This is a genomic window from Streptomyces sp. NPDC051243, from assembly GCF_044455405.1.
Classification (GTDB): domain Bacteria; phylum Actinomycetota; class Actinomycetes; order Streptomycetales; family Streptomycetaceae; genus Streptomyces.
This window is the reverse complement of sequence record NZ_JBITES010000009.1, coordinates 157705-172180: the sequence shown is the minus strand read 5'-3', so window position 1 is coordinate 172180 and position 14476 is coordinate 157705. Positions and strand designations below refer to the sequence as shown.

Here is a 14476-nt window from a genome sequence, read left to right as displayed (position 1 = left end):
CCGTAAGGGACACAGGGACACGCACGCAGCGACGCGATCGGGTGGTGCCGGTGGGGGACAGCTCGCCCTTGGGACTCAGCTTCGCCCTGGAAGTGGACGCACCCTCGGACCTGGCCTACGACGAGCGGCGCGCGGACGCCCTCATCACCGTCACGGCACGTTCCACCGCGCAGGCGGCGCCGGACACTCCGGGCGCCGAAGTCCTCATCATGGACCGGTCGTTGTCCATGTCCGGCCGCAAGCTGGACGAGGCCAAGCGCGCGATGTGCGCGGCCATCGACACCCTCCGGGACGGCGCCCTCCTGGGCATCGTCGCGGGCAACCACAAGGCCGAGGTGATCTTCCCGGCGACCGGTGGCCTCGCCCGCGTCGACGCCCTGACGCGGGAGGACGCCAAGCTGCGGGTCGTCGGCCAGTTCGCCGAGGGCGGCACGGCGATCGGCACCTGGCTCACCTGTGCCCAAAACCTCTTCGCCGCGACGCCGGCCCCCTCCGGTGTCCGCCACGCCGTGCTGTACACGGACGGCAAGGACGAGCACGAGACGCCCGAGCAGCTCGACGACGTACTCACCGCGTGCACCGACCAGTTCGTCTGTGACGCCCGGGGACTGGGCGGCGACTGGCACTACGCCGACCTGCTCCGCGTCACCGCGGCCCTGCACGGCACCGCCGAGGCCGTCACCACCGTCTCCGACCTCACCGAGGACTTCACCCGGCTGATGCGGCAGGCGCAGCGCATCGTCGTCCCCCGGGTCTATCTGGGCCTGCGCCTCAACGACCGTTTCCAGCTCGCCTTCGTACGGCAGACCCGCCCCGTGGAGGCGGAACTGACGGCCCGCCGGCAAGTCGACCTGGAGACGCACGTCCCCCTGGGTTCCTGGCCACCGGAGACCCGCCAGTACCAGGTCTCCCTCCGCTTCGACCCGCACACCCTGACCGTCGACGAGGACCTGCGCGCCGCCCGCGTCACCCTGCACGCCGAACGCCCCGACGGCACCCGCACCCCCTGCTCCGACACCGCGTCCATGGTCGTACGGCGCCGCTCGACACCCGGCTTCGGCATTCCCCGCTCGGCCGACCTCACCCGGGTCGAGAACGAACGCGAACTCGGCATGGCGATGCGCGCCTGCGCCGACGCCCAACTGCGCGGTGACCTCGAACGCGCGGACCGCGAACTGCGCCTGGCGACCGGCCTCGCCCAGGACCTCCGCGACACCGCACGCCTGCGCCTGCTGCGCGCCCTGGCCGCCACCGGCCCCGACGGCCGGCTGCGGGTACGGCGCGATGTCTCCCGGGCTCAGATCCAGCGGATCGGGGTGGAGTCGACGAAGACGGCGGTGCCGCCCGGGGATCCGGTCGACGCGGTCCGGCTCCCGCCGGGCGACGCCTCGTCGGGGCCGGCCGGGCGCCCGCGCGAGTGCCCGCGGTGCGGTACGGCTTCGGCCTCGGGGTCGGCCAAGTTCTGCGAGGAGTGCGGGTTCCGATTCGGGGCCGGGACGTCGGGCGGTGGGCCGGTGGGTGCGTCGTGAGTGCGGGATGGCGGGCGTTGTGGACGCGGCTGCGCGCCTCCCATCCGAGCGTCGTGCTGCGGTGGCTGAGGGCGGGGATGCTGGGGATGGTGGCCCTGACCGCGTTGCTGTATGTCGTGGTCGCCAACCGGGCGGGGGACCAGGCCGACGCGGTCGGCCGCACGGACGAGGCCATCGAGGACATCGTCGCCGCGCAGCGCTATGCCGACCGGGCGAGGGACGCGCTGAACGCCGCGATCAGCGCCGACGCGGAGAACCTGATCGGTCCCGGCTCCGACTTCGCGAACCGCACCACCCAGGTGAGCATCCTGCTCACCTCCGCGGCCGAGGGCAACGCGGACAAGGACGAAGGGCTGCGCGACTTCCAGTTCGTGCAGGGCCAGTTGAGCACCTGCATGCAGTTGGCCAACAGAGTCGTGAGCGAAGGCCCGAAGTGCATGTCGGCGGCGCACGCGGTGGTGACCGACCGGACGGCGAGCACAGCGAAGGACCGCGAGGTCAGGGTCCAGTTCACCGGCGGGCTCATCCAGTCGCTGCACGACCTGGAGGTGAACGAGGCCAGGGCCCTGGCGCGGCAGCGCGAGGCGCGCTGGCTGAACCCGCACCTGCTGTGGCCCCTGCTCACCGTCCCGGCGGCCGTCATGCTGCTGCTGGTCTGGGCGACCGGCTACGTCGTCGCCCGCCACTTCCGCCAGTACCCAAGTCCCGCGCTCGTCCTGGCCCTGCTGCTGACCGCGTCCGTCGCCGTCACCACGTGCCTGCGGTGCAGGGACGGCGGGGCCGACGGAGGGGTCATGGCGATCATGCTGCCGCTGCTCGCCGTCGCCGGTGCGCTCACCTACCTGGGGTTCAAGCCCCGGCTCGCCGAGTACAGGTTCCCCCGCCCATGAGAAGGCCGACGACACCACTCGCGCGGTGCCTCCTGGTCGTGGGCCTGCTCCTGACGGCGGTCGGGTGCGGCGCCTCCGGGACGGAACGGGTGACGATCATGGTCCCGTGGACCAAGACCGAGTTCGCGGCCTTCTACTCGGTCATCCAGGCCTTCGAGGACAACCACCCGACCATCGAGGTCGACCCACGGGTGACCCGCGACCTGACGCCGCAGCTCGACGCCGCGGTGGCCGCGGACGCGGCGCCCGACCTGGCCGTGCTGCCGAACGTGGGGGCGCTCACGAAGTTCCACAACGACGACGTACTCGAGACGATCGAGGTCGACACGGAGTCCTTCCTGCGGCCCTTCGGCGACCTGGCCGTGCAGGACGGCGACGTCTACGCGGTGCCGGTCAAGGCCGACGTCAAGAGCCTCATCTGGTACGACCCGAAGGTGACCGTCCCGCCACCCCCGAGGACCTGGTCCGCCCTCCGGTCCCGGCCCGAGCCCTGGTGCCTCGGACTGGCGTCCGGCCCGACCTCCGGCTGGCCCGGCGCGGACTGGATCGCGGACATCGTGCTCGCCGAAGAGGGCATCGGCACCTACGAGGCCTGGGTCTCGGGGAAGCGGAAGTGGGAGTCGAAGCCGGTCGCGGACGCCTGGTCCATGTGGCACGACCTCATCGAGAGGAACGGCAGCGGCCTCGCCCAGGCGTCCACCGTCGCGTTCGACGCGGCGGCGGCCGGCATGAAGGACAACTCCTGTTCGCTGAGCCGCGGCGCGCTGTCCGCGACGGGGCTGGAGCCGCAGGAGGTGAGGAAGTACACCACGGTTGAACCTCCCGAGAATCAACCCCTGGAGGTATCGGCGGATTTCGTCGTGAAGTTCACCGGCAGCGAGAGCGCCACCGAGCTCATCGAGTACCTGGCATCGACGGAAGCCCAGCAGGCCTGGGTGGACGAACCCGGATTCGCGCTCTCCGCCCACAAGGACGTGACGCGCTACCGGGACAGCACGCAGGGCAAGGTGGCGCGCATGCTCCGCTCCGGCCACCCCCTCTGCTTCAGCGCGGCCGACGCCATGGACCCCGACGTCTCGGCGGCCTTCTACCAGGCTGTCCTGGAGTACGTGAACGGCGAGGACCTGACCGAACTCCTGCGCTCACTCGACAGAGTCCAGGAAACGCTGGGAAGGGACGACTCCCCCGCCTCCACCCCGCTCTGCGGCACCCCGAACCAACCCTGAACCCTGGCCCACCGCCCCGCCCGCACGCCGCCCCCGAGAAGCCCCAAGGAGCCCCATGCCGGACGCAGTCCAGTTCACCCTCTCCGACGGCACCGTCGTCCTCGTCGCCCCACCCGCCCGCGCGGGCACCGGGGCGGTGGGACTCGGGACACGCCTGGAGAGCGCGGCACAGTCCCTGCGCGACGCGCTGGCGCCGGTCACCGCGGCCGCGTCCGACGTGATCGGCGGGTTCCGGTCCCTCGCCCAGCGGCCCGACGAGGTGGAGGTCACCTTCGGCGTCGTACTGGACGCCAAACTGGGCGCGGTCCTGTCGAGCGCGAGCGCCGGTGCCCACCTGGACGTCACGCTCCGCTGGAACGGCACGGACGCGGCGCCGGACGCGCGACCGTGACGCCCTCATGGCCGACAGGTGACGCATGACCAACGAGATCCTTGCGCTCCTCGGCTAACATGATCGAACCAACTTTCGATCACTCTTAACACCTAACAATCGGCCAACAATTGACATCCATAGCATCGCGTGCGTTTTCCCGAATAAGACGCGGAATTACGTCCCACGGACGGCAGTTGCCACGGGCGGCGCTGTGGGCCACGGCTGGCGTCGTGGCCCTCGGATTCCTCATAGCCCTGGAGATCGCCGCGCGCCGCTACGGCATGCCGGGCCCGATCACCAACCAGGCGCGAGAAGTCATATTCCCGCCCAAGTCAGGATTCCTGCTGTACGCCGGAATGGCGTTGACGTTGGTCGTGCTCACCTGGCGCCAACGGTTCATCGCGATCGGTGCCGCGATCGGCATCGACATCACCATCCTCGTGGTGCGGTGGGCGGTTGGCGTCAGAGTGACCGAGGGCCATCCGTTCGGCAACGGCGCGTTGTTGGTGGTCCTCGGCTGCGCGGTCATCGCGGTCACCCGCCGCACCGGCCGTGAACGGACCCTGCTGCTCAAGGGAGTGGGGCTGGGCCTGCTGCTGGTGGCGGGCCGCAAGACCGGCGACGCATGGCTGCTCATCACGTCGAAGACCCGCCCGACGGTGCTCGACCCGTACCTGGCGGTCGCCGATCACGCGCTGGGCAACCCGTCGTGGCTGGTGGGCCGGGTGGTCCGGGCCACCGGCCCGATCGGCGCCCATGTCCTCGACTACGTCTACGTCCAACTCGCGGTCGCCGCGGTCGTCTTCGCCCTGTACCAGCTGCGCCATGTGGCGGTCGAGCGCCGCTTCCCAGCCCACCATCTGGTGCGCACCTTCCTGGTGATCGGCCTCCTCGGGCCGGGCATCTACATGATCTTCCCGGTGGTCGGACCGATCTTCGCCTACGGCGCCGACGGCGGGCCCTGGGCGGCGGCCAACCTGTGGCCTGAGACAGCGGTGCCGATCAGCCCCCCGCACCCGATCCCCTTCGACGAGATCACCCCCCGCAACTGCATGCCCAGCCTGCACACGGCATGGGCCACCGCGATCTTCATCCACTCCCGCAAGGGCCCCCGTCTCCTGCGCTACGCGGGAACGTTCTGGCTGATCGCCACGCTCGGCGCGACGCTGGGCTTCGGCTACCACTACGGCGTGGACCTCGTCGCCGGCGTGGTGTTCACGCTCACGATCGAGGCCGCGCTGCGCTCCATGGCCCGCGGCTGGGATCGCCAGGGAATCCAACTGGCCGCTTACGGCGCGACGGTCTTCGTCGTGCTCCTGGTGTCCTACCGCTTTCTGCCGATGCAGCTGGCCGGCTACCCGTGGCTGTACGGACCGCTTCTCATCCTGGCGATGACCTCGGTGATCTACGGCTACGTGCGAACCACCAGACTCTGGGAACGAAACGCGGAGCCGACGCCGCAAGCGGCACGGCAACCCGAACTGGTCTGAGAAGACAAAGGGGCCGACTCCGCCGAGTCGGCCCCGGCACGGATTTCACGACAAAACGACAGAGGTCTCAGGGCCTGCAATCCCTCCGGCATCCGCCCCTCACAACGGCCAAGCGTTCAGCAAATCGCCAGGGCCGTAGGTGGCATCGAGGCCCGGGGAGTCGACGCCGCTGCGCGAGACCGCCACGACCGGAACGGGTTCGTCGGTGAGGGCGGCCCGGTGCCGATGGAGAGCTGCCAGGTCGTGCCGGTCGAAGGGGGACTGCTCCAGCCACTTGATGGAGCCGAGGAAGAGCAGCTCCTTGGCAACGGGCGCGCGGTCCGCGCCCACGATGTCGATCTCGACGTCGTTGGTGCGGGTCCAGTAGCCCCCGACCGCCGGGGCCGCGGGCAGCCGGCCGTCGGGCAGTATCCGGGCGAGCGCCTCGCGGACGAGCGGCTCGATCGCCCGGCCGCGCCAGCTGGTCCAGCTCTTCCGAACCCGCGCCAGGGTCAGATCCCCCCGCCCTCGCTCGATCTCCTCCATGGAGGGGCCGAGCAGGTGCAGCCAGAACCGCAGGTAGGGATCCGCCACCCGGTAGCGACGGTCCTTCGACGAACGCAGCGACACGGGCAGCTCCGCGGCGACGATCCGCTTGTTCGTGAGCAGTTCCAGGGCCCGCTGCAGCGGCGTGGCCCCGATCCCGCCGGCCGCACGGGCGATGTTGGTGAAAGTCCGCTCACCACTGCCGATGGCCGCAAGCACCGTACGCGCCTGAGCCTGCGGGGGGAATTCGGCGGCCAGCGAGCGCTCGGCCGACACCAGCAGGGCCGAGACCGGATCGCCCAGCGCCTCGCCGAGGAATTCCCACAGTCCCGCACCGTGCGGCCACTCCGCGCAGATCAGCGGCAGCCCGCCCGTGACCAGCGCGGCGTCGAAGGCTTCCGCCGGCTCCAGCCCGAGCATCCGCCCCACCTCGGCCGGGTTCAGCGGGCCGAGCACCATCTCCCGCCCACGCTGATGGAAAGGCCGTCCATAACTGTTCAGCGCCTCCATCATCGACAGGTCCGAGCCAATGAGGACCAGCAGCACGGGCTTGGTCTCCAGCACCCGGTCCCAAGCCCGCTGCAGCATCCCCTCGAAGGCACCATCGGCATCCATGAGATACGGCACCTCGTCGATGACCAGCACGCTCGCCCGGTCGGCGGGCAGCGCCGCGGCCAGCACATCGAAGGCGGCATCCCAGCTGTCCGGCCGCGCGGCGGCCACCAGCTGCGCCAGCGGGAGCGTCGACGCCTGGGCGTCCCGGGCCAACCGCGCGAGATCGTCCCGCGGGGATGCACCGGTAGCCGCGTAGAACAAGAACGGCGCCCCGGAGCGCTCCACAAACCGCTCGACCAGCCGCGACTTGCCCACCCGTCGCCGCCCACGCAACATCACACACCGGCCGGGCCGCTCCCCACCGACCCCTGCCGCCACCTTCTGCAGCTCTCGCTCCAGCGTCGCCAGCTCCTGCCGACGGCCTACGAAGTCCACCATGTCCGCCGACCTCCAGGCGGGGTACTAACGGCAATGTTACTAACATTGACATTAGTAGAGCCCCGCCGTCCAGCCGACCCAGCACAAGCCCGGCACGGGAACTGAGCAGGGGCCCGACCTCGAACGGTCGGACCCCCTTCTGACCTGCATGCTTGCCAGATCAGCGACGTGATACGTCAGCCACTACACGTTGAAGCGGAACTCCACCACGTCCCCGTCCTGCATGACGTAGTCCTTGCCCTCCATCCGCGCCTTCCCCTTCGCCCGCGCCTCCGCGACCGAACCGGTCTCCACCAGGTCGGCGAAGGAGATGACCTCGGCCTTGATGAAGCCCTTCTGGAAGTCCGTGTGGATGACGCCGGCGGCCTCGGGGGCGGTGGCGCCCTTCTTGATGGTCCAGGCTCGGGATTCCTTCGGGCCGGCCGTGAGGTAGGTCTGCAGGCCGAGGGTGTTGAAGCCGACGCGGGCGAGCGTGGCGAGGCCGGGCTCCTCGGCGCCGACCGACTCCAGCAGCTCCATGGCGTCCGCCTCGTCGAGCTCGGCGAGGTCGGCCTCCAGCTTGGCGTTCAGGAAGATCGCCTCGGCGGGGGCGACCAGGGCGCGCTGCTCGTTCTTGAAGTCCTCGTCGACCAGTTCGTCCTCGTCGACGTTGAAGACGTAGAGGAAGGGCTTGGTGGTGAGCAGGTGCAGGTCGTGCAGGAGCTCGTTGCGCTCGGTGCCCTGGACGATGCCGTGGGCGAAGAGCGTGTCGCCCTTCTCCAGGATCTCCTTGGCCTCCTCGACGGCCTTCACCTTGGGCGCGACGTCCTTCTTGATCCGCGACTCCTTCTGGAGCCGGGGCAGGACCTTCTCGATGGTCTGCAGGTCGGCGAGGATCAGCTCGGTGTTGATCGTCTCGATGTCGTCCTTGGGCGAGACCTTGCCGTCGACATGGACGACGTTCTCGTCCTTGAAGGCGCGGATGACCTGGCAGATCGCGTCGGACTCACGGATGTTCGCCAGGAACTTGTTGCCCAGGCCCTCGCCCTCCGAGGCGCCACGCACGATGCCCGCGATGTCGACGAAGTCGACGGTCGCCGGGAGGACGCGCTGGGAGGAGAAGATCTCGGCCAGCTTGGTGAGACGGGCGTCGGGGACGCCGACCACGCCGACGTTCGGCTCGATCGTGGCGAACGGGTAGTTGGCCGCCAGCACGTCGTTCTTGGTCAGGGCGTTGAACAGGGTCGACTTGCCGACATTCGGCAGACCGACGATTCCGATCGTGAGCGACACGTTGCGACTTCCCGTACGTGAGAGGACTTCAGGGGCTGGGCTGGGGCCCGGTCCTTCTTCGATCTTCGATGCAGATCGATCTTCGATGCAGATGCACGGGCCGATCCACCAGTCTACGGCGTACCGGACCCGGTCCCGCCGCCGTATCGAACACCTGGCCAAGGCCCGCCCCAAGGCGTGTCTGATGGGCCATTCGGCACATAAACCGACCTAGGTTGGTCCAGTGGAGCAGGACAGGACGCGATCTGCCGGGTACGGATCGCCACGCGGTACGGCGCCGTCGTCGCGGTCGTCGCCGTTGTCGTTACAGCTGCCGTCACAGGTGGCACGGCGGGGCGCGGGCGGGGTCACGCGGGGTGTGGGCGGATTCGCGTCGAGCCATGGCGGAATCCCAGCGGACGGGGACAGGGTGGAGCGGGGCGAAGGTCGTACTGGGCGCGGCGAGGGCGAGTTCGCCCACGGAGGGGTCCGTGGCGGGGCCCGGGGAGAGGCCCGGGGAGGGGCTCGTGGAGGGGGCGGTTCGGCTCGGTCCGCCTGGCCTGCGCGGCCCTCCCGGTCCCCCGCCGCCGGGTCGTCACGGTCCGCAGCCGCCGAATCACGCCAGTCCGCGGCCTCTAGGTCGTCCCAGTCCGCGGCCGCCGAGTCGTCCCGGTCCCGGTTCGCCGCTGCCCGTTCCTCCCGGGCCACGGCCTCCGACCGGCCCGTCCGCTCCTCCCGGCCCGTACCCCAGCGCCGCCCGGGTTCGGGTACGGCCCCGGCGGCAGGGGCCGTACGGCGGCCCGGGCCGTCCCCGGCGCCGCAGGCGGTGCGCCGGTTTCCCAACCCCCGGCTCACGGGTCTGGGCAGCGGGCTGTTCTGCGGTGCCGTGATGGTGCTGGTCGGTTACCTGGACGCGCTGCTCTTCGGGGCGTCGCTCGCGGTGTACAGCGTGCTGTTCCTGCCGGTGTGCGTGCTGACCGCCGTCTGGGTGCGCAGGGGCGACCTGGTGACCGCGCCGGTGGTGCTGCCCATCGCGTTCGCGGCGGGGCTGGTTCCGGTGGCCGACGACGGAGGGGGAATCAGCGGCCACCTGATGGGACTGTTCACCGCCCTCGCCACCCAGGCCGGTTGGCTGTACGGGGGGACGCTGGTCGCCGGTCTCATCGTGACCGTACGAAGGGTCCGGCTGATGGCGCGCAGGGCGGCGGCCCGCCGCCGGTCGCCGTGACCGTCGGCGCCGGCTAGCCCGCCTTCTCCGCCGCGTGCATCGCGGCGCCCACGATCCCCGCGTTGTTCTGCAGCTGGGCCGGGACGATCTCCGCCTTGATGCCCTCGATGTACTGCAGGAACTTGTGGGACTTCCGGCTCACCCCGCCGCCGATGATGAACAGCTCGGGGGAGAACAGCATCTCGACATGGGCGAGGTACTTCTGGACGCGGTGGGCCCAGTGCTCCCAGGTCAGCTCCTCGTCCTCCTTGGCCTTGCTGGAGGCGCGCTTCTCGGCGTCATGGCCGTGGAGTTCGAGGTGGCCCAGCTCGGTGTTGGGGACGAGGGCGCCGTTGATGAACAGGGCGCTGCCGATGCCCGTGCCGAAGGTGAGGAGGATCACGGTGCCCGGGCGGCCGCGGCCCGCGCCGAAGTGCATCTCGGCGACGCCGGCCGCGTCCGCGTCGTTGACCACCGTCACCGGGTGGCCGCCGAGGCGCTCGCTGAACAACGCGCGCGCGTCGGTGTCGATCCAGCTCTTGTCGACGTTCGCCGCCGTACGGATCGTGGATCCGCCGGTGACCACACCGGGGAAGGTGAGCCCGACCGGTCCTGTCCAGCCGTAGTGCTCGACGACCTGCTTCACACCGTCGGCCACCGCGTCGGGCGTGGCCGGGTGCGGAGTGAGCACCTTGAAGCGCTCCTGAGCGAGGTCGCCTCTGTCCAGGTCCACCGGGGCGCCCTTGATCCCGGATCCGCCGATGTCCAAGCCGAAGATCTGCATGGCCCTACGTTACGACGGTGGACTGACAGTCACTGCCCGGAGTCGCCGGAGCCGCCGGAGCCCTCGGCCCCCGTGCGCTCGGCGATCAGCGCCGCCGCCTCCTCGCGCAGGTCGCGGCGGAGTTCCTTCGGCAGCGAGAAGGTGATGGACTCCTCGGCCGCCTTGACCAGCTCGACGTCGCCGTAGCCGCGCTGGGCGAGCCACTCCAGGACCTCCTCGACGAGCACCTCCGGGACGGAGGCGCCGGAGGTGACCCCCACCGTCGTCACGCCCTCCAGCCAGGCCTCGTCGATCTCGCTCGCGAAGTCCACGAGATAGGCCTCGCGCGAGCCGGCCAGCTTGGCGACCTCGACGAGCCGCTTGGAGTTGGAGGAGTTGCGGGAACCGACCACGATGACCAGCTCGGCCTCGGCGCCCATCTGCTTCACCGCGAGCTGACGGTTCTGCGTGGCGTAGCAGATGTCGTCGCTGGGCGGGGAGATGAGCTGCGGGAACTTCTCCTTCAGAGCGTCGACGGTCTCCATGGTCTCGTCGACGGAGAGGGTGGTCTGGGAGAGCCAGACGACCTTGGACTCGTCGCGGACCTCGACCTTGGCGACGTCCTTCGGTCCGTCGACGAGCTGGATGTGGTCGGGGGCCTCACCGGAGGTACCGATGACCTCTTCGTGGCCCTCGTGCCCGATCAGGAGGATGTCGTAGTCCTCCTTGGCGAAGCGGACGGCTTCCTTGTGGACCTTGGTGACCAGCGGGCAGGTCGCGTCGATGGTGGCGAGCCTGCCGCGCGCGGCCTCCTCGTGGACGACGGGGGCGACACCGTGCGCGGAGAACATCACGATGTTGCCCGGCGGGACCTCCTCCGTCCGCTCGACGAAGACGGCGCCCTTCCTCTCCAGGGTCTGCACGACGTACTTGTTGTGGACGATCTCGTGCCGGACGTACACCGGAGCGCCGTACTGCTCCAGGGCTTTCTCGACGGCGATCACGGCGCGGTCCACACCCGCGCAGTAGCCACGGGGGGCGGCGAGCAGGACACGGCGGCCAGGCGAAGCAGTCATGCGTCCCATCGTAAGGGGGCGTTCGGCGGGCCAACGCGCGCGTGGGTGACGGGTTCGTGACGAGACGGACGGTGGACTGTGAGGGGGGTTGACGGTGCTACGGGCGGGGCGGTGGCGGAGCGGTGATGCGCCTGCCGACCGCCGTCGTTGTCAGCGGTGGCCATTACGCTCGGCGCATGGCTGTGAACACGACCCCGGAGTCCCCCCTGCCCGTCGGTGAGGTGTCGCGGCTCATCGGGGGGTGGATCGACCGGCTCGGAGCCGTGTGGGTGGAGGGCCAGATCACGCAGTTGTCGCGGCGGCCCGGTGCCGGGGTGGTGTTCCTGACACTGCGCGATCCTTCGTACGACATCTCCGTGAGCGTGACGGCCTACCGTCAGGTCTTCGACGCCGTCGCCGACGTCGTGAGCGAGGGCGCCCGTGTCGTCGTACTGGCCAAACCGGAGTGGTACGCCCCGCGCGGCCAGCTCTCCCTGCGGGCCACCGAGATAAGGCCCGTCGGCGTCGGCGAGCTGCTCGCCCGGCTGGAGATGCTGAAGAAGGCCCTCGCCGCCGAGGGGCTGTTCGCGCCGGAGCGGAAGAAGACTCTCCCCTTCCTCCCCCAGCTCATCGGCCTGGTCTGCGGACGGGCCTCCGCCGCCGAACGGGATGTACTCGAGAACGCCCGCCACCGCTGGCCGGCCGTCCGCTTCGAGGTGCGCAACGTCGCCGTGCAGGGCGTGCACGCCGTGCCGCAGGTCGTGCAGGCGGTGAAGGAGCTCGACGCGATCGACGACGTGGACGTGATCATCGTCGCCCGCGGCGGCGGCAGCGTCGAGGATCTGCTGCCCTTCTCCGACGAGCAGCTGGTACGGGCCGTCGCCTCGTGCCGTACGCCCGTCGTGTCGGCCATCGGGCACGAGCCCGACAACCCTCTCCTCGACCACGTCGCCGACCTGCGCGCCTCCACCCCGACCGACGCCGCCAAGAAGGTCGTACCGGACGTCGGCGAGGAGTACGAGCGGGTGCGGATGCTGCGGGACCGGGCCCGGCGGTGTGTCGAGGCGTACATCGACCGGGAGGAACGCGGGCTCGCCCACGCCCTCGCGCGGCCCTCGATAGAGGATCCGCACCGGATGATCGACGAACGCGCCGATCACGTGGCCTCCCTCCTCGACCGCGGCCGCCGCTGCCTCGGCCACCACCTGGACCGCGCCGAGTCGGAGCTGACGCACACGCACGCGCGCGTGGTGGCCCTCTCCCCGGCGGCGACCCTCAAGCGGGGATATGCGGTGCTGCAGAGGGCCGACGGGCACGTGGTCCGCGACCCGGGCGAGGTGACGGCGGACGAGGCGCTGCGGGCGCGGGTCGCCGAGGGTGAGTTCTCCGTACGAGTCGACGCACGAAACGACGCACAAGGCGATGCACGAAGCGATGCATAGGGTGGGCGCATGACCAGCAAGGTGGAAGAGGCACTGGGCTACGAGCAGGCCCGGGACGAGCTGATCGAGGTCGTACGGCGGCTGGAGGCGGGCGGTACGACGCTCGAGGAGTCCCTCGCCCTCTGGGAGCGGGGCGAGGAACTGGCCAAGGTCTGCCGGCGCTGGCTGGACGGGGCGCGGGCCCGGCTGGACGCGGCGCTCGCGGAGGAGGCCGAGGCGGAAGCCGCACGGGAGAGCGGCGGGGGCGACTCTTGAGGCACGACTCCTGAGGCGGGCTCTTGAGACGGGACCTCTGAGACGGGGCTCCTGGGACGGGACTCCTGAGACGGGCCCCTGGGACGGGCCGGGGTGTGAGCCGGGTCACCCGAGCCCGGCCTTTGTTGAAGCTTGAACTTGTCTCGCGTAATGTCATCCTCGTAAGCGGTCCCCGGTCCGCTTCGGCGCACGACACCCCACGCACCCCGTACACCGAGAAGGTTCACGTATGTCTCTCGTCCTTGACCCCGCCGCCCAGGACCTGCTGTTCCGCGAGGCCCGTACCGCGAACACGTTCACCGACGAGCCGGTGACCGAGGAGCAGGTCCAGGCGATCTACGACCTGGTCAAGTACGGCCCCACCGCCTTCAACCAGACCCCGCTGCGCATCACCCTGGTCCGCTCCGCCGAGGCCCGTGAGCGCCTCGTGCGGCACATGGCCGAGGGCAACCAGGCCAAGACCGCCACCGCCCCGCTGGTCGCGATCCTCTCCGCGGACAACGAGTTCCACGAGGAGCTGCCGACCCTGTTCCCGGCGTTCCCGCAGGCCAAGGACGTCTTCTTCAGCGAGCGCGCCGCCCGTGAGAACGCCGCCGGCATGAACGCCGCCCTGCAGGCCGCGTACTTCATCGTCGGCGTCCGCGCCGCCGGGCTGGCCGCCGGCCCGATGACCGGCTTCGACTTCGAGGGTGTCCGCAAGGAGTTCCTGGACGACGACCACACCCCGCTGATGGTCGTCAACATCGGCAAGCCGGGCGCCGACGCCTGGTACCCGCGCTCCCCGCGCCTGGAGTTCGACCAGGTCGTGACCACGGTCTGAGCCGACCGAACGCGTTCCTGCCGACAGGCATGGCGAAGGCCCCCGGTTCACCACCGGGGGCCTTCGCCATGCCTGTCGGTCTTGGGCCATGCCCATGGGGCTCACGACGTCTTCAGCGCCGCCGCCACCTGCTCGAGCTGCTTGAACGACCCCGTGCCCGCCACCACGGTCGTCGCGCCCTTCTCCTCGTGCACGAGTGCGCTGTAGCGGCCACCCGTGTACCGCGTCCACGTCCGGTCGCCGATCTTCTGGGTGACCTTCGTCGCCTGCGCGCCCTGGCTGGCCTCGTCGATGAACGTCGACGGCTTCTGAGTCGACTGCTCGATCTGCACGTACTCCCCGTCGGGAGCGTGGAGGCCGAGATGCCAGGCGTCGAAGTCGTCGCCCTGGAAGCGGACGGAGGTCGCCTTCCAGGAGTCGGGCAGACCCTGGGGCGCGACCACCGCGTACGACGCCGCGCGGCGGGCCGTCAGCAGCTCCACGCGGTAGTCGACCCGAGGGAGGTCGGGAGTACCGTCCTCATGGGGGATGAAGAGATAGATGACCCCCGCCGCGAGCATGGTCACTCCGAGGGAGAGGACCATGTTCCGGACCGACTTCTGCTTGCCGTTCGAACCTGCCACGCCCCCTATCGTCGCAGGTGCCCTGGTCTGCTCA

14 protein-coding genes are annotated in these 14476 nt (G+C 70.3%); 9 read left to right on the top strand and 5 right to left on the bottom strand.

All coding sequences use genetic code 11. From position 1 onward, the window contains the following. The first annotated feature begins 68 nt into the window (after nt 1–68). The 5 genes from ACIBAG_RS23880 (at nt 69) to ACIBAG_RS23860 (ending at nt 5508) form a co-directional block, all read left to right on the top strand. Complete coding sequence (locus tag ACIBAG_RS23880; protein ID WP_399107517.1) at nt 69–1529, top strand: VWA domain-containing protein; 1461 nt, start codon at nt 69–71, stop codon at nt 1527–1529. Beyond that, nucleotides 1526–2419 (top strand): hypothetical protein, encoded by an 894-nt coding sequence (locus ACIBAG_RS23875; protein WP_399107516.1) that lies wholly within the window; start codon nt 1526–1528, stop codon nt 2417–2419. The genes ACIBAG_RS23880 and ACIBAG_RS23875 overlap by 4 nt, the downstream gene beginning before the upstream one ends. Beyond that, on the top strand, nt 2416–3645 hold the full coding sequence (locus ACIBAG_RS23870) for an extracellular solute-binding protein (protein WP_399107515.1): 1230 nt from the start codon (nt 2416–2418) through the stop codon (nt 3643–3645). The genes ACIBAG_RS23875 and ACIBAG_RS23870 overlap by 4 nt, the downstream gene beginning before the upstream one ends. A gap of 55 nt (nt 3646–3700) precedes the next feature. After that, complete coding sequence (locus ACIBAG_RS23865; protein WP_399107514.1) at nt 3701–4036, top strand: CU044_2847 family protein; 336 nt, start codon at nt 3701–3703, stop codon at nt 4034–4036. A 155-nt stretch (nt 4037–4191) separates the two neighbouring features. Continuing rightward, nucleotides 4192–5508 (top strand): phosphatase PAP2 family protein, encoded by a 1317-nt coding sequence (locus ACIBAG_RS23860; RefSeq protein ID WP_399107735.1) that lies wholly within the window; start codon nt 4192–4194, stop codon nt 5506–5508. 99 nt (nt 5509–5607) lie between these two features. Here the strand turns inward: ACIBAG_RS23860 and ACIBAG_RS23855 are convergent, their stop codons facing one another. Both ACIBAG_RS23855 and ychF read right to left on the bottom strand, forming a co-directional pair. Continuing rightward, complete coding sequence (locus ACIBAG_RS23855) at nt 5608–7026, bottom strand: ATP-binding protein (protein WP_399107513.1); 1419 nt, start codon at nt 7024–7026, stop codon at nt 5608–5610. Nucleotides 7027–7209: 183 nt separating this feature from the next. After that, complete coding sequence (gene ychF, locus ACIBAG_RS23850; RefSeq protein WP_031483778.1) at nt 7210–8298, bottom strand: redox-regulated ATPase YchF; 1089 nt, start codon at nt 8296–8298, stop codon at nt 7210–7212. 805 nt (nt 8299–9103) lie between these two features. On the opposite strand from ychF, the gene ACIBAG_RS23845 reads away from it, so the two are divergent. Continuing rightward, the gene (locus ACIBAG_RS23845; RefSeq protein WP_399107512.1) at nt 9104–9505 is read left to right on the top strand and encodes a DUF6542 domain-containing protein; all 402 of its coding nucleotides are present in this window, start codon (nt 9104–9106) and stop codon (nt 9503–9505) included. A 13-nt stretch (nt 9506–9518) separates the two neighbouring features. Here the strand turns inward: ACIBAG_RS23845 and ppgK are convergent, their stop codons facing one another. Beyond that, the gene (ppgK, locus tag ACIBAG_RS23840) at nt 9519–10268 is read right to left on the bottom strand and encodes a polyphosphate--glucose phosphotransferase (protein ID WP_399107511.1); all 750 of its coding nucleotides are present in this window, start codon (nt 10266–10268) and stop codon (nt 9519–9521) included. 29 nt (nt 10269–10297) lie between these two features. Continuing rightward, on the bottom strand, nt 10298–11323 hold the full coding sequence (locus tag ACIBAG_RS23835; protein ID WP_399107510.1) for a 4-hydroxy-3-methylbut-2-enyl diphosphate reductase: 1026 nt from the start codon (nt 11321–11323) through the stop codon (nt 10298–10300). Between the two features lie 176 nt (nt 11324–11499). On the opposite strand from ACIBAG_RS23835, the gene xseA reads away from it, so the two are divergent. The 3 genes from xseA (at nt 11500) to ACIBAG_RS23820 (ending at nt 13819) form a co-directional block, all read left to right on the top strand. Next, nucleotides 11500–12744 (top strand): exodeoxyribonuclease VII large subunit, encoded by a 1245-nt coding sequence (gene xseA, locus ACIBAG_RS23830; RefSeq protein WP_399107509.1) that lies wholly within the window; start codon nt 11500–11502, stop codon nt 12742–12744. A gap of 9 nt (nt 12745–12753) precedes the next feature. Then, nucleotides 12754–12999 (top strand): exodeoxyribonuclease VII small subunit, encoded by a 246-nt coding sequence (locus ACIBAG_RS23825; RefSeq protein ID WP_399107508.1) that lies wholly within the window; start codon nt 12754–12756, stop codon nt 12997–12999. Nucleotides 13000–13228: 229 nt separating this feature from the next. Further along, on the top strand, nt 13229–13819 hold the full coding sequence (locus tag ACIBAG_RS23820; RefSeq protein ID WP_399107507.1) for a malonic semialdehyde reductase: 591 nt from the start codon (nt 13229–13231) through the stop codon (nt 13817–13819). A gap of 101 nt (nt 13820–13920) precedes the next feature. Here ACIBAG_RS23820 and ACIBAG_RS23815 read toward each other — a convergent pair whose 3' ends face one another. Beyond that, nucleotides 13921–14442 (bottom strand): DUF4245 domain-containing protein, encoded by a 522-nt coding sequence (locus ACIBAG_RS23815; protein WP_399107506.1) that lies wholly within the window; start codon nt 14440–14442, stop codon nt 13921–13923. Nucleotides 14443–14476 lie beyond the last annotated feature (34 nt).

Bases quoted from the DNA above. Each gene is read 5' to 3' on its own strand.
- ACIBAG_RS23870 (WP_399107515.1), top strand. From the start codon at position 2,416: ATGAGAAGGCCGACGACACCACTCGCGCGGTGCCTCCTGGTCGTGGGC.
- ACIBAG_RS23865 (WP_399107514.1), top strand. From the start codon at position 3,701: ATGCCGGACGCAGTCCAGTTCACCCTCTCCGACGGCACCGTCGTCCTC.
- ACIBAG_RS23855 (WP_399107513.1), bottom strand. From the start codon at position 7,026: ATGGTGGACTTCGTAGGCCGTCGGCAGGAGCTGGCGACGCTGGAGCGA.
- ppgK (WP_399107511.1), bottom strand. From the start codon at position 10,268: ATGCAGATCTTCGGCTTGGACATCGGCGGATCCGGGATCAAGGGCGCC.
- ACIBAG_RS23835 (WP_399107510.1), bottom strand. From the start codon at position 11,323: ATGACTGCTTCGCCTGGCCGCCGTGTCCTGCTCGCCGCCCCCCGTGGC.
- xseA (WP_399107509.1), top strand. From the start codon at position 11,500: ATGGCTGTGAACACGACCCCGGAGTCCCCCCTGCCCGTCGGTGAGGTG.
- ACIBAG_RS23825 (WP_399107508.1), top strand. From the start codon at position 12,754: ATGACCAGCAAGGTGGAAGAGGCACTGGGCTACGAGCAGGCCCGGGAC.
- ACIBAG_RS23820 (WP_399107507.1), top strand. From the start codon at position 13,229: ATGTCTCTCGTCCTTGACCCCGCCGCCCAGGACCTGCTGTTCCGCGAG.